Genomic DNA, 19,581 nt, shown 5'->3' on the forward strand with positions numbered 1-19,581 from the left:
TCGACCGTTGGTCGTCAGGCGTCGGTTGTCAGTCGTCAGGTGTCAGGGGGCGGCTGTCTGGCTTCTGGCGGCTATGGCAGGGCGGTGAGGCCCGGGGCGAGGGTGATCAGGAGGGGGAGGAGAGGGACCAGGGCTGCCGCTGTCGTCGTCAGGGCGCGGTCGCGGCGGCCGAGGCGGGGCGGGGGCTTCAGGAGGCGGTCGACGCGCTCGCCGAGCAGGCGGTGGCTGGAGGCGCAGGACAGGACGCCTCGGTGCCGGTTGAGCTCGATCAGCGCCAGTGCCGTGGTCAGGTGGCCGCAGCGGCGGGAGGCGGTGTCGTCGGCGGCCAGCTCGACCAGACGGTGGGTCTGGTCGCAGAAGTGGGCGAAGAGCGGGACGCGGGAGAAGCCGGTGGCCAGGGCGGTGGCGAGGTGCAGCAGCCAGTTGTGACGGGCGCGGGCGTGGCCGTGTTCGTGGGCGAGGACGGCGTCGATCTGGTGGTCGGTGAGGCGGCGCAGGGCGCCGGTGGTGACGATCAGTTGGGGCGGGCTGCCCGGCATCCACCAGGCGTCCGGGTACTCGTCCTCGAGTACCAGCAGGGGGCCGCGGGCCGCGGGAAGACCGGCGGGCAGGTCGGGGGCGCGCTCCCGCAGATGTGCCCGTGCCCGGGCCCGGCGCCGGCGGGCGTCGACCAGTTCACGTCCGAGCATGGCCGTGGTCCAGGCCGCGCCGCAGGCCAGCAGCACGGTGAGGGCGGCCGTCCAGGGCGGGGCGGCGGACAGGTCGTACGCCGCGGTCACCGCGGGCGGAGCCGGCGCGAAGAGCTGGGCGCGGACCGTGCCGAAGACGGCCGCGGCGGCCAGGGCCAGGGCGGTCACGCAGCACAACAGGACCGTGGCGACCAGACACTGCCAGACCCACAGGGCGACCACCGGCTCCCGCTCCGGCCACTTCGCCCGGGTCAGCGCACGGGGCACGGGCCCGGCGGCCGTCACGGCGACAACGCTCAGCAGGAGCAGGCAGAGGGTCATGCCACGGGCTCCGGATCCTGTGAGAAGAGGAAAGCTTCGGACGTGCGTGCGACGTGCGTGAGGTGCGGGACGTGCGTGGGGTGCGGGCCCGGCATGAGGTGCGGAGGGCACGAGGCGTGCGCCGCGTGCCGCGCAGCGCGGGGTATGTGCTGGATGCGTGGTGCGGGACGTGCGGGAGCCGCACACCGCCCGACGCCACATAAGTATGGCGGCGAAGGGCGGTGCGAGGCAGGGGTGGGCGTGGACCGACGGCTTCGGCGACGTGGCCCGCGAGCCGTCACTCGGAGCCGGTTCGTCAGGTCGGCCTGTCGGGCCGGTCCGTCGGGTCGGTCTGTCGGGGTGGCTCGTGAGGGTCAGCTCGCGGGGTCGGCCCGTGGGGTCACCCGTCCCGTGACCTCGCCGAGGCCGACGCGGACTCCGCCCGGGCCCGGGGCCCAGGCCGACAGGGTCACCACGTCGCCGTCCTCCAGGAAGGTCCGCTTGCCGTCGGGGAGTTCGAGGGCGTCGCGACCGTTCCAGGTCAGTTCCAACAGGGATCCGCGCTGTCCCTCGGCGGGGCCGCTCACCGTGCCGGAGCCGTAGAGGTCGCCGGTGCGCAGGGAGGCGCCGTTCACGGTCATGTGGGCGAGCTGCTGGGCGGCCGTCCAGTACATCGTGGAGAAGGGGGGTTCGGAGACGACGTGCCCGTTGACGGCCACGGAGATCCGCAGGTCGTAACCGCCGGGTTCCTCGTCCGTGTCGTCCAGGTACGGCAGCAGCGCGTGGGTGCGCTCCGGCGGCGCCACCCGGGCCTCCTCCAGGGCGTCCAGCGGGGTGATCCAGGCCGCCACCGAGGTGGCGAAGGACTTACCGAGGAACGGGCCGAGGGGAACGTACTCCCAGGCCTGGACGTCGCGTGCGGACCAGTCGTTGAGGAGGCAGAGGCCGAAGACGTGGTCGCGGAAGCCGCCGAGCGGCACCGGCCGGGCCGGCTCGGACGGCGCCCCGACCACGAAGCCGACCTCGGCCTCGATGTCCAGCCGCACCGACGGGCCGAAGACCGGGGCGGGATCGGTGGGCGCCTTGCGCTGTCCCGAGGGGCGTACGACATCGGTGCCGGACACCAGCACCGTGCCGGCGCGGCCGTGGTAGCCGATCGGCAGGTGCTTCCAGTTCGGGGTGAGGGAGTCGGCGGCGTCCGGGCGGAAGATCCGGCCGACGTTCCGGGCATGGTTCTCGGAGGCGTAGAAGTCGACATAGTCCGCGACCTCGAAGGGGAGGTACAGGGTCACCGACGACAGCGGGTGGAACAGCGGCTCGACGGTCTCCCGGTGCGCCGGCACGGTCACCCAGGCCGTGAGGGCGCGCCGGACGTCCGACCAGGCCGTACGGCCCGCCGCCAGCAGCGGGTTGAGCGTCGGACGGGCGAGCAGGGAGGCGTACGGGGAACCCAGGGCGTGTGCGGCCGCGCCGGCGTCGAGGACGTGGTCGCCTAGCCGGACGCCCACCCTCCGCTCCGACGAGCCGGGGGGCGAGAACACGCCGTACGGCAGATTGTGCGGACCGAAGGGATCGCCCTCGGGGACATCGAAGGGGGGCATCGGGTGCTGCCTCACTTTCGTGTGCGCAGGTGCTCTGGTGCTTCATGTGTTCGTGGTCGTGCCACACGTTACGGGTGTCGCGGTGGTCTTGGGCAGAGGCGGAAGAGCGGGTCCGGGGTGCGGGAGGCGTGTGTGTCCGGGACGGCCCGACGCGTGCGTTGCTCTCCCTCGCGTACCGGAGGTCGTCCACAGGGCGGATACGCAATCTTGACGGAGTGGTGCGAACGGGGCGACTCTGGGCGGGTGCCGGAAGGCCTCGGGGAGGGGGCGTTCCGATGGCACACCAGGGGGACGGATGGCCATTGGGGAGGCCGGTCCGGGATCGGCGCGTTCCGGCATGCGGCCGAAAAGGCTGGAAGATGCCATGCGCGACCGGCTCGGCCGGGAATGTGTGTATGTGCCGTCGTGCAGGTTCGGGCTGTTCGTGGCGCTGCGCCACTGGTGCCCGCCGGGTGGCAGGGTGCTGATGTCGCCGGTCAACGACGACGTCATCTTCTTCGTGGTGCTCGCGGCGGGCCTGCGTCCGGTGCAGGCGCCGCTCGACCCGTTCGACGCGTCCATCGACATCGACGCGGTGCCGGACGGGACTTGGGGATCGCTGTCCGCCGTACTGACCACGAACCTGTACGGCAACCCGGATCCGGCACCCGAACTACGTTCCCGCTGCGACGCGCTGGGCATCCCCTTGTTCGAGGACGGGGCGCACGCCATCGGCAGCGAGGTCGGCGGGCGGCCGGTCGGGGCCTGGGGTGACGCCTCCGTTTTCAGCCTTTCCAAGCATGCCGGGGCCCAGACGGGAGGCATCCTCGCGCTGGCCGACCCGGACCGGAGCACGGCGGTGCGGGAGGCCTGCGCCGAACTGCTCGCCCCGCGGCGCATGGCGTCCGAACTCACCTACGCGGTAAGGCCGTACGCCGAAGCCGCCGTGCGGCGACTGGGGCTGCGCCGGGCCGCCTGGGCCACGATGGGGCTGCTGGGCCTGACGGAGCGTGAGGGGATCCGGATGCCGCTGCGTCCGGAGGCGCTGGCCGGCGCCGTGCGCTCCGCGCCGGACCTGGGTGCGCACGACCCCTGGGTGCGGGTCGACATGCACGACTACCGGCTGGAGCCCGGCCCCGTCCGGTTGCGCCGTGTCCACCGCAGCCTCGGGCGGCTGGACGACGTCTTACGGGCCTCACGGGCGGGCACGGAACTGCTGTTGTCGACGCCGTGGGCCCGGCCGCCGGCGGACGGCACGGTACAACCGCTGTTCCGGGTGCCCCTGCTGGTGGCGGACCGGGACGCGGCGATCGCGGCACTGGCCCGGCGCCGCATCGTGGTCGGCTACCTCTACGACCCGCCCCTGGACGACTATGCGGGAGCGGCGTTCACGGACCCGTCGCCCGCACCCGGGAACGCCCGCTGGTTCGCGCGGCACGCGCTGCCGGTGGACCCGCTGCGGGCGCGTGAGGCGGCGGAGGCGCTGGAACGGTCCGGGGCACAGCCGGCCGAGCCCCCGGAGCCCCCGGAGCCCTCGGAGGTATCGGAGCCCCCGGAGGTATCGGCGTCGCGGCCACCGGAGCCGCCGAAGGGGGCCGCGGCGAGAGGGCTGGGGCCGCCCCGTGACTGAGATCCAGGTGCACGAGCCCGCCGCGGTGCGCACGGGCGGCGGGCCCGGACCCGCCGACGACGAACCCGGCTCCGACAGCTCCGACTCGCTGTTCAAGAACGCCTACTTCCTGATGCTCAGCACCGGCGTGTCCGCCGTCCTCGGGCTGGGCTTCTGGCTCGTGGCCGCGCGCTACTACTCCGAGGACGCGGTCGGCCAGGGCTCCGCGGCCATCGCCGCGATGCGGCTGCTCGCCGGCATCACCGCGACCACGATGATCGGCGCCGTGGTCCGCTTCGTGCCGCGTGCCGGGCGCGAGACCGGACGCCTGGTATGGGGCGTGTACGGGGCGAGTTCGGTGGTCGTCGCGCTGGCCGCGGGTGTCTTCCTGCTCACGCTCGACCTGTGGGGCGCGTCGTACGAGCCCCTCGGTGCCCCGCTGGCGGGTGCGCTGTTCGTCGCGGCATGCGTGGCGTGGGCGCTGCTCACCCTGCAGGACGGGGTGCTCACGGGCCTGCGCAGGACCGCGTGGGTGCCCGTCGGGAACGCCGTCTTCTCCACCGGGAAGCTGGTCCTGCTGGCCGTCTTCGCGAGCGCGCTGCCGGTGCTGGGCATCTTCGTGTCCTGGGCCGTCGCGATCGCGTTCTCCACGCTGCCGCTCGGCTGGCTGATCTTCCGCAGGCTCATTCCGCGTCAGGCCGCCGCCGACCGCGACCGGGAACCGCCCAGGATCCGTGACATGAGCCGTTTCCTCGCCGGTGACTCGCTCGGCGCGCTGTTCAGCCTGGCGATGATCAACCTCCTGCCGGTGATGGTCGCGGTCCGCTTCAGCGCCGCCGAGAACGGCTACTTCTACGTGGCGTACACCGTCGGCGGCACCATGGAGTTCATGGCCATGAACATGGCCGCGTCGCTCACCGCCCACGCCTCGCACGACCCGCGCCGGCTCGCGGACGGGGTCCGGGGGGCGCTGCGCCGGATGGGACTGCTGCTGGTACCGGTGGTGCTGGTGCTGGTGGTCTTCGCGCCGCTGATCCTCACGCCGTTCAGCGCGGACTACGCCGAGCACGGCTCGATGGTGCTGCGGCTGCTCGCGCTCGGGGCGCTGCCCCGGGTGGTCGTGGAGCTGTACATCGGGGTGCTGCGGGTGCAGGGGCGCACCGGTGTGCTCGCGATGCTCCAAGGGGTCATGTGTGTGCTGGTCCTGGGCAGCGCGACCGTGCTGTTCACTCCGGCGGGCATCGCGGGCGCCGGGTGGGCGGTGCTGATCGGCATGACGGTGGTCGCCGTCGTCTCGGTGTTCGGCCTGCGCTCGGCGCTGCGCGACACGCGTGACGGGCACGGTGCGCATGGCGGGCTCGTCGACCGGACGGGTGGGGCCGGTGGCAAGGACGGTACGACGAGTACGACGAGCGGGACGGGGCGGGCGGGGGTTGCCTCGGCCGGTCCCGCGTACGGCACGCGCTGGGCGCAGCTGAACGCCACCGCCGGGTACGGCACGGGCTGGGCCCGCCGGGCCGCCTACGAGGACAGGGGCCGGGAACAGGACGACGCGGACACCGTCACACTGTTCATCGGCCGCCCCGGTTACGAACGGGAGGCCCTCCAGACGGACACGATGGCGTTCATCGTCCGGCCCCGGCCCATGGACGCGGCCCCCGAGCCGCACGCGGCCCCCGAGCGGGGTGTGGGCCCGGACCGGGACTCCGAGCCGGTCACGGACGCGGGCGCCGGCGCGGGCATCGGTGCGGACGCCGAGCCCGGGGAGCACCTGGGCGCCGACGCGCACGAGCGCGAGACCGGGGGCGATCGGGAGCCCGGCGAGCACGCGGGGCCCACTCCACGCAACGCACACGCACACGCACCGGTCCGGTACGAGACACCACACGAGCGTGGCGAGCTCGGTGAGCAGGACGAACGGGGTGGAGAGGACGGGGGCCGGGACGGCGCGGGTGCCGCCGAAGCGTTCGCGAGCACGGCCGGCCGTGTCGCCCCGTCGCCGGCCGGTCACGGGTCCGACCGACGACTGCGGGATGTCCTCTGGGGACTGTTCGGACTCGCCACCGTCGCCTTCTGGGCGTCGGCACGCCCACTGCACCGGCTCGGCGGACCGTCGCCGGAGGGACAGGGCGAACTGACGGGACGGCAGTTGCTGGAAGGGCTGCCGCTCGTGGCGCTCGCGGCGGGCGGCGTGCTGCTCCTGGTCTTCGTCGCCGCGGTGACGCTGTGCACGGCACCCGACCCCTGGCTCCCCGGTACCGCGCTGGGTTCGGCCCTGCTCGCCCTGTATGCCGCACCGGTCGCGCTCGGCCGGGAACCCTCGCCGGTGGGCGGGGCGTGGTACGTCCGGACGGCCGAGTTCCTCGCGGACGCGGTGGGGACCGACGGGCCGGAGCCGCTGCTGCGCTGGACGCCGCCGGTGTGCCAGTTGCTGTGCCTCGTCGCACTGTGGCTGCTGCTCGAGCGGGTGGGCGGCGGCCGGCTGTCCTGGCCGGGGCGCTGGTGGGCGCTGTACCTCCTCGCCGTGGCCGGCTGGGTGTGGCGGGACGCGCTCGCCCCCGTGGCACCGCCGCTGCTCGCCGTACTGCTTCTGCTGCTGCTCCTTCTCCGACTTCCGCCGCTCCGCCGTGCCGTACCGGCGTCGGGGCTGCCCGACCACAGACAACCGAACGGCTGAACCAGCGAACGAACCGAGCTTTTGGAGCCGAGCCGCCAGGGGGGAACCACCGTGCGTCCGCCAGTCACTCCACGCGAGAGATCCGTGTCCGCGCCCGAGCCCTCACCAGAGAGCACATCGGCGCCCGTCACCCCCGCGGGCACCTCCAGGGGTACCTCTGCGGACACCCCCGTGGAGCCGCCTTCGCGGACGGAGTCGCGGACCCGTCCCTCCTCGGAGTCGTCGACCCCGGCCCATGAACCCGTGACGGATCTTTCCGACCTGCCGCCCTTCTGGCCCGCGCGCCGTTCCCTCGGGCTCTGGCCCGCCCTGCCGCTGCTCGCGGCGCTCACCCTGTGGCTGTACGCGGTCCGACACACGGATGTGTCGCGGCTCGACGACTACGGTCTGGTCACCGCGCTCCACCCGAGCTTCTGGGCCGGCCTCGCCGTCCTCACCACCGGCTTCTGGTGCACGGTCCGGGACCGTCGCCGGCCCGGCGGCTGGCCGGCGGCGTACGTGGTCGGCCTGCTGGTGATGGAGCGGGCCACGCAGGCCGTGCTCTATCCGACCCCGCTGTACGCCTGGGCGTGGAAGCACGACGGTGTCATCGACCACCTGCTGACCGCCGGCGGGCTCCAGACCGCCGACCGGATCGGTGACATGGCGGTCTACGACCAGTGGCCGGGCTTCTTCGCCGCGCAGGCGGCGCTGGTGCGGCTGCTGGGCGTGGACTCGGCCGCGATGTACATGGCGTGGTGGCCGCTGGCGTCCAGTCTGCTGCTGCTGTTCCCGCTGCTGCTGATCTACCGCACCTTCACCGAGGACCGACGGCTGATCTGGACCGCGGTCTGGCTCTTCTTCGTCGCCAACTGGGTGGGCCAGGACTACTTCTCCCCGCAGTCCGTCGCCTTCGCGCTGCACCTCGGTGTGCTGGCCGTGGTGCTGCGCCGGTACGGCCGTTCCGGCGCGGGCGGCGGCAGTGGGCGGCGGGGGCAGGCGGTCTGGACGCTCGTGCTCACCGTGCTGGTGATGGCGATCGTCATCTCGCACCAGCTCACCCCGGCCATGCTGGTGGTGTCGCTGCTCGCGCTGGCCCTGCTCCGCCGTCACCGGGACTGGGTGCCGGTGGCCACCACGGTCGTCATCTTCCTGGCCTGGTGCGCGACGGCCGCGCTGCCCTTCCTGTCCGCCGCGCTGCCGGAGATGATCCGCGCCGTGGGCGACGTCGGCGGCAACGTCGAGAGGGGGTACGGTGCCACCCCGACCGGTGCCGGCGCGATCGCGACCTCGTGGGCGGCGAGGCTGCTCTCGGGCTCCGTCCTGCTGCTGGCGGCGGCCGGGCTCTGGCGGCAGCCCGTACTGCGGTACCGTGCGATGCCGCTGCTGGTGGTCACGGCGGCACCGCTGCCGATGTTCGTCGCGAGCAGTTACGGCAGCGAGATGATCTTCCGGGTCCTGATGTTCATGCTGCCCGGTGTCGCCTTCTTCGCCGCCGCCGCACTGTTGCCCAAGGTACGCACCCTCGCCGCCGCGGAGGCGGCGGCGGAGAGCGGAGTCCGCCGGAAGGCCGAGCCGCCCGCGCGCCGCGGTATCGGCGCCCGGTTCCGGGCCGGCTTCGGCATCAGGGCCTGGGGCCCACTGATCGTGCTGCTCGCCGGGACCCTGGCGTTCGTTCCGAGCTACTCGGGCAAGGACCGGATCAACTACTTCCCGCCGCAGGAGGTGGCCCTGGTGGGGCAGCTCTTCGACGAGGCCCCCGAGGGCTCGCTGGTCGTCGCCGCCAACCGCAACTACCCGCTCGCCTATGCCTCGTACGGAAGCATCGACCACTACTGGTTCCTTGAGGACGACCGGAGCCATGTCGACGAGATCGTCCGGGACCCGGCCGGTGCCCTCGCCACCGACATGGCGGGAGTGGAACGTCCGAGCCGGGCCTACTTCCTCTTCACACAGGGCCAGTCGGCGAACTCGGAAATGAACGGTCAGCTCACCGGCACCCAGTTGAACAGCGTCCTGGAGTCCGTCGCCGCGTCCCCGCGGTTCCGGCTGGTGACGGAGAACAGCGCGGGGGCGGTCTACGAACTGAGACAACCGGAAGAAGCAGAGGGAGCAGGGGGAGTCGAGGGGACGGAGGCAGAAGAAGGGGGAGGGGAGCGATGACACCGCAGGATCTCGTGATCCGGATGCTCCCGCCGTTCGCCGGCTGGCTGGCGCTCGCCACGCTCGCCCTGCCCGGCGGTTCGCCGCTGCGCGGGGCGGCCGTCGTCGTTTTTCTGGCGGCGGGGCCGGGCACGGCCCTGGTCGGTCTCTGCGGTCCCGCGCTGCGCGTGCGGTCCGCACGGGGCCCCGTCGAGCGGCGCGACCCCGGCTTCGTCCGCCACTCCGACCTGCTGGAACGGATGATGCTGGCCGTTTTCGTCAGCGTCGCCACGGTGATGATCGTCGCGACGGTGCTGATCGCCACGCACACCTTCAGTGCCCGGCGGGTGCTGCTGGCCCTGACCCTGCTGACCACGCTCGCCGCGTTCTGCCCGCGGCTGCGTGCCTCCCCGCCGTCGAGGACACCGAAGGGTTCCGTCCTGTGAGGTTCGTCCGCCCTCTCCGCCGTATCATCGCCGCCCTGCGCGGTGTTCGCCCGGGAACCGGCCCGACCACCGGCCTTTTGACCCCCGGCCGTTCGCCCACCGGCCGCCCGGCCACCGACCCTCCTGACGGCCCCGAATCCCGTGCAGATGCGGGCGGCACCGGCACCGGCACCGGCAGCACGGCAACCGGTCGGCGCCGCAAGCCGAAGGCCGGCCGGCCGGCCGCGAGTCGCCGTCGGGCGCTGATCACCTCGGCCGCGGTCGTCTGCGCGGTACTGGTCGCCGTACTCGCGCTGCGGAACGCCTCGGAGACCTCCGGGACGGACGAGGAGTGCCGGCCCACGGAACTGCTCGAACCACCCTGCGGCGCATGGTTCGGAGCCTTCGTGCCGCACGAACGGGCCGACCTGGAGGAGAAGGTGAAGGCCTACGAGGAGAAGGTGGGCCGCAAGCTCGACATCGTCTACACGTACCACGACATGTCCCTGCCCGAAGGAACCCGCAGGGAAGGGCAGTTGCTGACTCCGGAGGAACAACGGGTCGGTGAGGACCACATGTTGCTGCTGTCCTGGGAGAGCAAGTGGTGGGGCGGCACGAAGGGGCAGCAGCCGAGGTGGACGGAGATAGCCGCCGGTGACCTGGACACGGCCGTGATCGACGTCCAGGCAGAGCGCATCAAGGACTACGGGCAGCGCACGGGGAAGAAGGTCTTCCTCTCCTTCGACCTCGAAATGGACACGCGCACCCCGGCCAACGGCACCCCGGCCCAGTACGTGCGGGCGTACCGGCACATCCACGACCGGTTCCGGGAACTCGGTGTGGACAACGTGGTGTGGACCTGGATCATCACCGGCTATCTGAACCACGGAGACCTGTTCAAGGGCATGTATCCGGGGGACGAGTACGTCGACTGGATCGGCTACAACCAGTACAACTACTACCGCTGCCACAAGACGGAGTGGCTGACCTTCGAGCAGACCCAGACGGCCACGCACGAGTGGATACGCGAGAACATCTCCGCCGACAAGCCGCTGATGCTCTCCGAGTTCGGCAGCGCGGTCGACTCCACCCGGCCGCAGCGGCAGGCCGAGTGGTACGCACAGGTGCCGCCCGTGCTGAAAGAGCTGGAGGGCGTCAAGGCCGCGCTCCAGTGGAACTACCGCGACCCCGGGCCGCACTGCGACCTGGCCGTGGCCGACGAGGCGGCGTGGGAGAGCCTGCGCGAGGTGGTGGCCGACCCGTACCTGAACCAGCCGACGAAGTGAGCGGGTGGGCGGTGAGCGGGCGGTCACGGCCGCCCACTCACCGCCCACCCGCTCACTCGATCCGTTCGCTCTGCCGTACCGGCCCGCGAGTCAGCCCGCGAACTCCGGCCCACGGACCGCTGCCCGGGTGCGCCGGTACCAGCGCCAGACGATCGTCTTCGGGCCGTCGCGGTAGGGGGCGACACGGGCGCCGTCGCCCGCCAGCCAGGCCCTGACGTCGGCGACGGTGTGGCCGCGGCGCACGATGAGCCGGGCGATGCGGTAGCGCTCGTCCCGCTCCGAGCTCAGCGCGTGCCGTACCGCGGTCGCCGTCTCGTACCCGGCGCGGGACGCCATGGCCCTCACCCGGGGGCTGTTGTAACCGTGCGGGTAGGCGAGATGGGACACCGGGTGACCGAGCGCGTCCTCCAGCACGGATTTGGAATCGAAGAGTTCGGCGCGCAGTTGTTTTCCGGTCAGTGTGTCCAGTTGAGCGTGGCTGACCGTGTGGCTGCCGATCTCCATGCCGGAACGTTCCAGCTCCGTCACCCGGTCCAGGGTCATCATCGGCGCCGGCGGCAGCAGGCTGCGGCCGCCCGGGGTGATGGCGCCGGTGGTGAGGTACGCGGTGGCCGGCAGGGAGCGCCGGGCCAGGAGGTCGGCGGTGGGGCCGGGCAGGTCGGCGAAGCCGTCGTCGAAGGTGAGGAGCACCGGCCGGGGCGGAAGGGGCGCCCTCCCGGCGAGATGGCCGGCGAGGGCGCTGATGGTGACGGGGGTGCGGCCGCTGTCCTCGAGGGCGTCGAGATGCGCCGCGAACTCCCTCGGCGTGACGGTGAACTCGGCGATCCAGTCGGGCGGGTCGTCCATCACCGCGTGGTAGAGGAACACCGGGATGGCCGGACGCTTCGTGTCCTCCCCGCCGTCCTCGTCCCCCGATCCGTCCCGGGTTCTTCGCGTCGCCGGACCCCGCGACGCCGGGTTCCGCATCGCCGGATCCCGCGGGGACGACGCCGTCATCGCGCACCCCCGGTCGTCCGGCTGCCGGAGGACGCCTTTCCCGTCGTACCGCCCGCCGCCCGTCGGGCCCGCAGGTAGCCGACGGGGCCGTACAGCATCCCCTTGCGCTGCAACCGGGAGAGGCGGCGCGGCCAGGGGTGGGTGGTGCGGGTGTCGTGGCCGCCGGGGGCGGCTGAGCCGCCCCCGGCGTGCCTGGCGTGCCCGGTGCCCTCGGTGCCCCCGGTCTCCCGTACGGCGGTGAGGCCGCGGGCGTGGGACAGGCCGCGGGGCAGCCGGGCGAGGAACGCGGGCAGCAGCGCGGGCCGGTTGACCAGGATCGCCGTGAGGTAGGCGGTGAGACCGGCGCCGTAGCCGAACGCCTGGGACTCCAGATCGGCCCAGGTCTCCCGGTGGTGGTGCCACACCAGCGCCCGGGGCGTGTAGTGGAGCCGGTGCCCCTGGGCGAGGACCCGGACGAACCCGTACAGGTCGTCGCCGCCCCGGGCGGGTGTCCCGGCGCCGGTGGCCGGGTCGAAACCGCCGACCGCGCGCAGCACCTCGGTACGGAACGCCATGTTCGCCCCGGAGCCGAACCGGCCCGCGGTGAAGGGGAACAGCGGTTCGTCGCGGGGCGGGTTCCGAGGGTCGTACGTCGTCGGCGTGAACCCCTTCGCGAAGCCGCCGTGGCTCTCCAGCAGGACCTGGGCCGGGGTGCGCAGCCGGGCGGGCAGGATCAGGCCGGTGGCGCAGCCGATTTCCGGGTCGGTGGCGAAGGGCGCGGTCAGCCCGGTGAGCCAGCGGGCATCGGCGACGACGTCGTCGTCGGTGAACGCGATCACCTCGCCCAGGGCGTGGGCGAGCCCGGTGTTGTGCGCGGTCGCGAGCCCGGGGACCGGCTCGCACACGTACCGCACGCGCTCCCCGTACTTCCGGTGCACCAGGTCGCGTGTCTCGTCCGTCACGGGCGCGTTGTCGACGACGACGATCTCGAAGTGCGGATGGTCCTGCGCGAGGAGCGAGTCGAGGGCGCGGGCGAGCTGTCCGGCCCGCTCCCGGGTGGCCACGACGACCGAGGTGAAGGGCGGCGGCACGGTGGTCTCCACGGTCGCCTCCGTCGTGCCGGGACCTCGCCCTTGCTCCTGAACCTGCTCCTGAACCTGCTCCTGCCGTGCGAGTGCCACCAGGACCGTCATCGGATCGGCCCCCCCCGGGACCCTCCCCAGCAGCGTGCCCACCGGCAGGCCGTCTCTCCTGACCAGCAGGAACACCTCGCCGTGCGTCACCGGCGGGCTGCCCGGACCGGGTCTCAGGACGGTCTCCTCACCGTTCAGGTCCAGTTCGGCGACCTGAACCGCGCCGATGTCCAGGAACCGCCGTATCTCCTCCTGCGTACGCGCTGTGCGGGACATGAGACCTCCCCTCCTCACGAACCGTTGAACCGTTGAGTCGCTGAACTGCTGAACTGCTGAACTGCTGAACGGTTGTCGCGAGCGGCCGTTGCCGTCCCCAGTGGTTCCCGCGGCCCGGACCCCTCACGGTCGGCGCAGCCGCGCCGTCCCCTTCAGGGTCCGCGACGCCAGCGAGGCGAGACGCGGCCGGGCGACGACGAAGCCGTGCGCGCGGCGGGCGGGCTCACGGCGCAGCAGCTGAAGCGCGGCGCCCAGACCCGGACGCGTCGCCTCCCCTTCGTAGACGGCGCGTTCGCCCGTCTTCAGGGAGTCCTTGTACTCGGCCGGGCCGCGGCCCATGTCGAGCAGGCCGATGCCCTCGCCGGCCGCAGCCTCGGCCATCCGCAGATGCAGCACGAGCCCCGGCGAGAACTTCGCGAACTCCGGGTCGTACGCCGGGAACCAGCAGGCCAGCACCGAGGCCGAGCGCAGGCCGAAGTGGGCGGCCACGGGACGGTCACCGGCGTACAGGACGGACAGTGTGCCCGTGCACTCCGGAGCCCGGGTCCCGGCCAGGTGGCCCACGAGCCGGGTGATCCACTCCTGCGCGAACCGGTCGCGGCGCCCGGTCCTGCGGTACTGCGCCGACTTCCACCCGATGAGCGCGCGGAGTGCGGCCGGGTCGCGTTCGTCGAACACGAACCGCACCGGTCCGGCCTGCCGGCCGAGCCGGCGCTCCTTGGCCAGGGTGGTCTTCAGGAACTTCGGCGACTGGGTGCGCAGTACGGACTCGTAGGTCTCGTACCCCTTCTCCACGTCGATGACGAAGGTGGCGTGCTCCTCGTCCGCGTGCGGGACGAACAGGGCCTGGTCCGCCTCCAGGTTGTCGAAGGCGAAGCTCGACACCGAACAAGCACGCAGCAGTTCACCGGTCTCCGGTGCCGGACCCGGCCTCAGGACGGCGCCCTGGCAGTCCGAGACGCCGAGCCCGATCGCCCGGCCCTGCCCCAACGCGCCCCGCTCGTACGGCAGGAACCCGGCCGGCTCGGCGGACGCCCCCTCGTACAGCACCGCGACCCGGGCCTGCGGCCGCACCCTCGACACGGCGGTGGCGAACTCCGGTTCCATGAAAGGGCTGCGCGGTGCCTCCGTCGCGGCACGCAGCTCGCGCCACCGTTCCCGCTCCCCCTCGCCGAGCTCCTCGAGCCCCAGCACACGCGTGCGTCCACTGCTCACCTGACCCCCCGATCAAGTCCCCCCTGGACACTTGGAAGGTACCGCCCAAGACCACGAGGGCGGTAGGTAGCGGAGCATGTTGTTGCCAAATGGTGCAGAAGCCGCGGATGGACCCCGGGGCACTCACGCCTCGGGTACCCGTGCCTCGGGCGGAGCGGGCCGGCTGGGCGGAGCGGGCCGGGCGGGAGCGGGTCAGACGGAGTGGGCCGGGCCGGGGAGCCGGGCCGGGTGGGCTCGGGCGTGGTGAGTCGGGCGGGCCCGGTATCCGTATTCTCTGATCATGGCCGCACCCACCGATTGCTCGCTCATCGCCACCGACCTGGACGGGACGCTGCTGCGCGGCGACGACACCCTCTCCGACCGCTCCCTCGCCGCACTGGCGCTGGCGGCGCGGGCCGGTGCCCGGCACCTCGTGGTGACGGGGCGCCCGGCGCCCAGGGTGCGGCCGCTCCTGGACGGCCTGGGGGCCACCGGGCTCGCGGTGTGCGGACAGGGCGCGCAGGTGTACGAAGCCGGTACGGACCGGCTGCTGTGGTCGGTCACCCTGGACCGGGAACTGGCGGAGACCGCGCTGGGGAAGATCGAGGCCGAGGTCGGGGAGCTGTACGCCGCGGTCGACCAGGACGGGGTGGACGGACTCACCCTGATCGAACCGGGCTATCTGATGCCGCACCCGACGCTGCCCGCCGTACGGGTCGAACGGCGGGACGAGCTGTGGGTCCGGCCGATCAGCAAGGTGCTGCTGCGCCATCCCCACCTGACCGACGACGAGTTGGCGGCGACGGCCCGTTCGGTGGTCGGCTCGCTGGCCACGGTCACCATGTCGGGTCCGGGCACCGTGGAACTCCAGCCGTACGGTGTGACCAAGGCGACCGGTCTCGCGCTGGCCGCCGAGCACCTGGGGCTGGAAGCAGGGCGGACCGTCGCCTTCGGCGACATGCCCAACGACATCCCGATGTTCGACTGGGCGGCCCACGGGGTCGCCATGGCCAACGCGCACCCCGAGCTCAAGGCGGTGGCCGACGAGGTCACCACGTCGAACGAGGACGACGGCGTGGCCATCGTCCTCGAGCGGTTGTTCGGCGGAACGGGGCGGCACGTGCCCCCGCACGTGCTGCCCCGCCCCAGGTCCGGGAGAGTGTCCCGGTAGGCCTCGGTGCCGCGGGTGTGGCCGGTGCCGCCGGTGCCGCCGGTGTTCCGGTGCTCAGGCGTCCCGATGGGTCCGGGTGCCTCAGTAGGCGCCGAAGACGTTGTCGATGGAGCCGTAGCGGTCCGCCGCGTAGTTGCAGGCCGCCGTGATGTTCGCGACCGGGTCGAACGGGTCGAAGACCGTACCGGGCACGTGGTAGGCCTGGAAGGTCGGGTCGATGACCTGGAGCAGGCCCTTCGACGGAGTGCCGGCCGCGGCGTTGGAGTCCCACAGGTTGATGGCCTGCGGGTTGCCGGACGACTCGCGCAGGATGTTGCGGTGGATGGAGTCGTAGCTGCCGGGGATGCCGTGCTGCGCCATGACGGACAGCGACTCGTGGATCCAGCCGTCGAGGTTGTCCGGGTACGCGGTCACGGAGCCGGCGTCGGACGTCGCGGCAGCGGCGGAGGCGGGGACGGCGGGGACGGCGGCGGAGGCGGGGGTGGCGCCGAACAGCGGGAGGGCGACCGCCACGACGCCGGCGACGGCGAAGGAGCGGACGAGGCGGGAGCGGCCGAAGCGGCGGGGCGGACCGGATGCGGTCATGTCTGTGTTCCTCTCCTACGCCTGCGAGGTGAGCTGTCGGGTTCGGGCGGGAGAGTGCCCGGCCGTGCCCCTGCGGGCATGGCTTCACCCCGAGCCGTTCCGGGTGCGAACCGGTCCGGCGGCTTACCTGGGTCCCCCGCTCCTGCCGTGCGTGAGTTCATCGATGGGTGGCGCGGGCGGTGGCAGGATTCGGCGTTCGCCCGACAGGCCGGGAACGTATGCGAGTGCACTTGTCGGAAACAAGTGCAACCGTCACAGAACACGCTGCTTGATCTTGTATCGGGCTGTTTGCGACGCTTGGATCTTTGTGGATGCAAAGGGTCAACTCGCTCCCGGCGCAAGGGGAATCGCCGACGGGCGTGAGGGGGTGGGTGTGCCGGGGTGCGCGTGACTCACTTCACTGGCCGTACGGCGTGTTCACATTTGCCACCAGGAGGGATTTACTTGGTAATTACGGCAAATCGGGCCTCTGGGTGGGCAGGATGATTCGCGTGCCGGATCGTGTGCCGGATCGCGGTTCGGGGTGCGTCCCGAGGGTGGGTCGTCGCGCCCGAAAGGCGAGGAATATCCTTTGTTACCAACTGATCAGAAACGATCTGGTTGTGATCCGATATCGGAGGGTGCCGTGAGACGCCGTGCACGCCTGCGCAGGTGAGTCTGGGGAATGTGGGTGCTGGCGGTGATCGAAACATGACCGGATACGCTGACGCGAGTGATGTCAGCGACCTATCGACAGACTGTGCACGACGTCTAAGCGCCAGTGGACACCAGCAGACAGGAGACCCCTCGTGACCGTCGTCGGGCCGTTCGGGCTGAGCGTGCGGGACCAGGCTCTGGAAGCCGATGTCCAGGCCGGGATGACGGCTGTCGAGGAGGGGCTGCTCGAGGCCACCAAGAGTGAGGTGCCCTTCATCACGGAGGCCGCCCAGCACCTGGTGCGGGCCGGCGGCAAGCGGTTCCGGCCGCTGCTCGTGATGCTCTGCGCCCAGTTCGGCGACCCCTACGCGCCCGGCGTCGTACCGTCCGCCGTCGTCGTCGAGTTGACCCACCTGGCCACCCTGTACCACGACGACGTGATGGACGCCGCCGAGGTACGGCGTGGGGTGCCCAGCGCCAACGCACGCTGGGGCAACTCCGTCGCCGTCCTCACCGGTGACTTCCTCTTCGCCCGTGCCTCGCACATCCTGGCCGACCTCGGACCGGAGGCCGTACGGGTGCAGGCCGAGGCGTTCGAGCGACTGGTCACCGGTCAGATCCTGGAGACCGCGGGGCCGCAGGACGGCCGGGACCCGGTCGACCACTACCTGGACGTCCTCAGCGGAAAGACCGGCTCGCTGGTCGCCGTCTCCTGCCGGTTCGGCGCCATGATGGCCGGGGCCGACGACACCGTCGTGGACGTGCTGACCCAGTACGGCGAGCGCCTCGGGGTCGCCTTCCAGTTCGCCGACGACGTACTGGACATCGCCTCCGACTCCCACGAGTCCGGCAAGACCCCGGGCACCGACCTGCGTGAGGGCATCCCGACCCTGCCCGTGCTGCGGCTGCGCGAGCGGACGGCCCGGCTGGGACTGGCCGAGGACATCGCCCTGTGCGAGTTGCTGGACTCCGACCTCACCGACGACGACCGGCACGCCGAGGCGCTGCGGCTGCTGCGCGCCCACCCCGCGCTAAAGCAGGCCCGCCGGGACACCGTGCGCTATGCGGAAGAGGCGCGCTCGGCGCTGGCTCCGTTGCCGGAGTGCGAGTCGAAGACGGCCCTGGTCGAGCTGTGCGACGCGGTGGTGCACCGGGCCGGCTGACCCGCCTGCCGTCCCTGTCCGCCGCTTCGGTCCCCCGCACCCGGCCGTCACCGGCCCGCACAGGTCGTCGTCGGCCCTGACGACCTCACCCGCGATGGGGAGCGGGCTCCCGGCGTCATGCGGCTTCGCCTCCGGCGTTGTCGTCGGTCGCGATGGCTCCGCCATCACTCCCTCCTCCGCCTTGGAGGCGAAGCCGCATGACGCCGCTCGCTGATCCACTCCCCATCGCGGGTGAGGTCGTTACCGCGGCCCCCCGACCCCTACTGGTCGGGAGGCGGAACATCGGCCCGTGTCATACCGCAGCAGTACACGGAGTTGAGCCCGGGGTCTGACGCATCCGCCCGCCTGGTTTGGTCAGATGGAACACGACGGACATCACCACTCCTCACCGATTCGGGTGAGAATGGCGGCTCAGGGTGTGACTGGTGCGAGCGACACGAGACGCAGGCCGCCGCCGACCACGGAGGTAGGGCACACATGGCACCGTACGAATCCGACGACACGACGACCGCTCGTGAGGCCGGCGAGCCGGGCGCACGCCGGAGCAGGGCCGCGCGGTACATCGTCCCGGTCACGGTGATGGGAGTGGCGGCCGCGACCATCGGGCTCGTCCCCGCGCTCGCCGACTCCGGCGACCCGGACCTGCCGAAGATCACCGCAGCGCAGCTGATCGAGAAGATCGCCCAGTCGGATGCCGAGCAGCTCTCCGGCACCGTGAAGATCACCACTGACCTCGGGCTGCCGGACCTCGGCGGCCTGGAGAGCAGCCTGGCCTCCGACGCCATGGGCCAGGGTGGGGAGGGCGGTTCCTCCGCCGACCCGACGGCCAAGCTCACCGAGCTGGCCTCCGGCACGCACACCCTGCGCATCGCGGCGGACGGCCCCGACCGGCAGAAGCTGTCACTGCTCGGGAACGCCTCCGAGTACAGCCTGATCCACAACGGCAAGGACGTCTGGGGCTACGACAGCGAGTCCAACGAGGTCTTCCACAGCACCACCGAGGAGTCCGCCGGGGACAAGGACCGGGAGCACCAGCCCCCGGTCACGCCCAGGGGCTTCGCCGAGGAGGCGCTGAAGTCGGTCGACGACACCACGTCCGTCACCGTCGACGGCACCGCGCAGGTGGCCGGCCGGGACGCGTACAAGCTGGTCGTCAAGCCCAGGCAGTCCGGCTCCACGGTCGGTGCCATCAGCATCGCGGTGGACCACAGGACCGGTACGCCGCTGAAGTTCACGCTGACCCCGGCGAGTGGCGGTGCCGCCGTCGTGGACGTCGGCTTCACCAAGGTCGACTTCGACCGGCCGGCCGCGTCGACCTTCGACTTCACCCCGCCCAAGGGCGCCAAGGTGACCGAGGAGGGCGAACTGGACGGCGGTGCGAAGGGCAGCGGTGCGAAGGGCAGCGGTGCGAAGGACAGCAGTGAGAAGGGCGGGGAGCACGGGAAGCCGGAGCGCGCCCCGAAGTCCGAGGAGGACCTGGCAAAGGGCCTCGACGGGCTGAAGGTGCTCGGTGAGGGCTGGAACTCCGTCGCCACCTTCGACACCGGCGGCGAGGGCGGTCTGCCGGCCGGCTCCGGAGGCGGTGACCTCGACGGCTTCCTCGGCTCGCTCGGCGACCAGGTGAAGGGCGAGTTCGGCACGGGCACCGTGTTCAGCACCCGCCTGGTCAACGCCCTGTTCACCGAGGACGGCAAGGTCTACGTGGGCGCCGTCACCAAGGACGCGCTGGTGAAGGCGGCCAACGAAGGGAAGTGACCCGGG

14 protein-coding genes and 1 riboswitch are annotated in these 19,581 nt (G+C 72.1%); of the genes, 8 read left to right on the forward strand and 6 right to left on the reverse strand.

The genetic code is table 11. The features are described 5' to 3' along the window. Positions 1-71 precede the first annotated feature (71 nt). The gene (locus V4Y04_RS21715) at positions 72-1,010 is read right to left on the reverse strand and encodes a M56 family metallopeptidase (RefSeq protein WP_332429923.1); all 939 of its coding nucleotides are present in this window, start codon (positions 1,008-1,010) and stop codon (positions 72-74) included. 353 nt (positions 1,011-1,363) lie between these two features. Further along, positions 1,364-2,590 carry a fumarylacetoacetase gene (fahA, locus tag V4Y04_RS21720; RefSeq protein WP_332429924.1) on the reverse strand — a complete coding sequence of 409 codons (1,227 nt, stop codon included), beginning with the start codon at positions 2,588-2,590 and terminating at the stop codon, positions 1,364-1,366. A 337-nt stretch (positions 2,591-2,927) separates the two neighbouring features. On the opposite strand from fahA, the gene V4Y04_RS21725 reads away from it, so the two are divergent. From V4Y04_RS21725 to V4Y04_RS21745, 5 genes are all read left to right on the forward strand, one after another. Next, entirely contained in the window at positions 2,928-4,199 is a 1,272-nt protein-coding gene (locus V4Y04_RS21725) for a DegT/DnrJ/EryC1/StrS family aminotransferase (protein WP_443080195.1), read from the forward strand. After that, positions 4,192-6,855: a lipopolysaccharide biosynthesis protein gene (locus tag V4Y04_RS21730; protein WP_332429926.1), complete on the forward strand. Its 2,664-nt coding sequence runs from the start codon at positions 4,192-4,194 to the stop codon at positions 6,853-6,855. Before V4Y04_RS21725 ends, V4Y04_RS21730 begins: the two co-directional genes overlap by 8 nt. Before the next feature lie 243 nt (positions 6,856-7,098). Continuing rightward, the gene (locus V4Y04_RS21735; protein WP_332429927.1) at positions 7,099-8,997 is read left to right on the forward strand and encodes a glycosyltransferase; all 1,899 of its coding nucleotides are present in this window, start codon (positions 7,099-7,101) and stop codon (positions 8,995-8,997) included. Next, the gene (locus tag V4Y04_RS21740; RefSeq protein ID WP_332429929.1) at positions 8,994-9,422 is read left to right on the forward strand and encodes a hypothetical protein; all 429 of its coding nucleotides are present in this window, start codon (positions 8,994-8,996) and stop codon (positions 9,420-9,422) included. Before V4Y04_RS21735 ends, V4Y04_RS21740 begins: the two co-directional genes overlap by 4 nt. Before the next feature lie 77 nt (positions 9,423-9,499). Continuing rightward, positions 9,500-10,687 (forward strand): glycoside hydrolase family 26 protein, encoded by a 1,188-nt coding sequence (locus V4Y04_RS21745; protein ID WP_332429930.1) that lies wholly within the window; start codon positions 9,500-9,502, stop codon positions 10,685-10,687. A 90-nt stretch (positions 10,688-10,777) separates the two neighbouring features. On the opposite strand, the gene V4Y04_RS21750 is transcribed toward V4Y04_RS21745, so the two are convergent. The 3 genes from V4Y04_RS21750 to V4Y04_RS21760 form a co-directional block, all read right to left on the reverse strand. Further along, a complete protein-coding gene (locus tag V4Y04_RS21750) occupies positions 10,778-11,533 on the reverse strand; it encodes a polysaccharide deacetylase family protein (RefSeq protein WP_332432950.1) in 756 nt (251 codons plus the stop codon). 146 nt (positions 11,534-11,679) lie between these two features. Beyond that, on the reverse strand, positions 11,680-13,071 hold the full coding sequence (locus V4Y04_RS21755; protein WP_332429932.1) for a glycosyltransferase: 1,392 nt from the start codon (positions 13,069-13,071) through the stop codon (positions 11,680-11,682). A 123-nt stretch (positions 13,072-13,194) separates the two neighbouring features. Beyond that, positions 13,195-14,286 carry a GNAT family N-acetyltransferase gene (locus V4Y04_RS21760; RefSeq protein WP_332429933.1) on the reverse strand — a complete coding sequence of 364 codons (1,092 nt, stop codon included), beginning with the start codon at positions 14,284-14,286 and terminating at the stop codon, positions 13,195-13,197. Between the two features lie 280 nt (positions 14,287-14,566). Between V4Y04_RS21760 and V4Y04_RS21765 the strand changes: the two genes are divergently transcribed. Next, positions 14,567-15,436 carry an HAD family hydrolase gene (locus V4Y04_RS21765; protein WP_332429934.1) on the forward strand — a complete coding sequence of 290 codons (870 nt, stop codon included), beginning with the start codon at positions 14,567-14,569 and terminating at the stop codon, positions 15,434-15,436. An 81-nt stretch (positions 15,437-15,517) separates the two neighbouring features. On the opposite strand, the gene V4Y04_RS21770 is transcribed toward V4Y04_RS21765, so the two are convergent. Then, complete coding sequence (locus V4Y04_RS21770; RefSeq protein WP_332429936.1) at positions 15,518-16,021, reverse strand: transglycosylase SLT domain-containing protein; 504 nt, start codon at positions 16,019-16,021, stop codon at positions 15,518-15,520. A gap of 3 nt (positions 16,022-16,024) precedes the next feature. Beyond that, a riboswitch (cyclic di-AMP (ydaO/yuaA leader) is annotated at positions 16,025-16,194 on the reverse strand. 615 nt (positions 16,195-16,809) lie between these two features. Between V4Y04_RS21770 and V4Y04_RS21775 the strand changes: the two genes are divergently transcribed. Next, the gene (locus V4Y04_RS21775; protein ID WP_332429938.1) at positions 16,810-17,820 is read left to right on the forward strand and encodes a polyprenyl synthetase family protein; all 1,011 of its coding nucleotides are present in this window, start codon (positions 16,810-16,812) and stop codon (positions 17,818-17,820) included. Between the two features lie 477 nt (positions 17,821-18,297). Continuing rightward, on the forward strand, positions 18,298-19,575 hold the full coding sequence (locus V4Y04_RS21780; RefSeq protein ID WP_332429939.1) for a LolA family protein: 1,278 nt from the start codon (positions 18,298-18,300) through the stop codon (positions 19,573-19,575). The last annotated feature ends 6 nt before the right edge of the window (positions 19,576-19,581 follow it).

This window comes from Streptomyces sp. P9-A2, from assembly GCF_036634175.1.
Taxonomy (GTDB): domain Bacteria; phylum Actinomycetota; class Actinomycetes; order Streptomycetales; family Streptomycetaceae; genus Streptomyces; species Streptomyces pratens.

Coding starts and splice junctions, on each gene's coding strand:
- V4Y04_RS21780 (WP_332429939.1), top strand. CDS start 18,298: ATGGCACCGTACGAATCCGACGACACGACGACCGCTCGTGAGGCCGGC.
- fahA (WP_332429924.1), bottom strand. CDS start 2,590: ATGCCCCCCTTCGATGTCCCCGAGGGCGATCCCTTCGGTCCGCACAAT.
- V4Y04_RS21750 (WP_332432950.1), bottom strand. CDS start 11,533: ATGGACGACCCGCCCGACTGGATCGCCGAGTTCACCGTCACGCCGAGG.
- V4Y04_RS21755 (WP_332429932.1), bottom strand. CDS start 13,071: ATGTCCCGCACAGCGCGTACGCAGGAGGAGATACGGCGGTTCCTGGAC.
- V4Y04_RS21765 (WP_332429934.1), top strand. CDS start 14,567: ATGGCCGCACCCACCGATTGCTCGCTCATCGCCACCGACCTGGACGGG.
- V4Y04_RS21740 (WP_332429929.1), top strand. CDS start 8,994: ATGACACCGCAGGATCTCGTGATCCGGATGCTCCCGCCGTTCGCCGGC.
- V4Y04_RS21770 (WP_332429936.1), bottom strand. CDS start 16,021: ATGACCGCATCCGGTCCGCCCCGCCGCTTCGGCCGCTCCCGCCTCGTC.
- V4Y04_RS21715 (WP_332429923.1), bottom strand. CDS start 1,010: ATGACCCTCTGCCTGCTCCTGCTGAGCGTTGTCGCCGTGACGGCCGCC.
- V4Y04_RS21725 (WP_443080195.1), top strand. CDS start 2,928: ATGCGGCCGAAAAGGCTGGAAGATGCCATGCGCGACCGGCTCGGCCGG.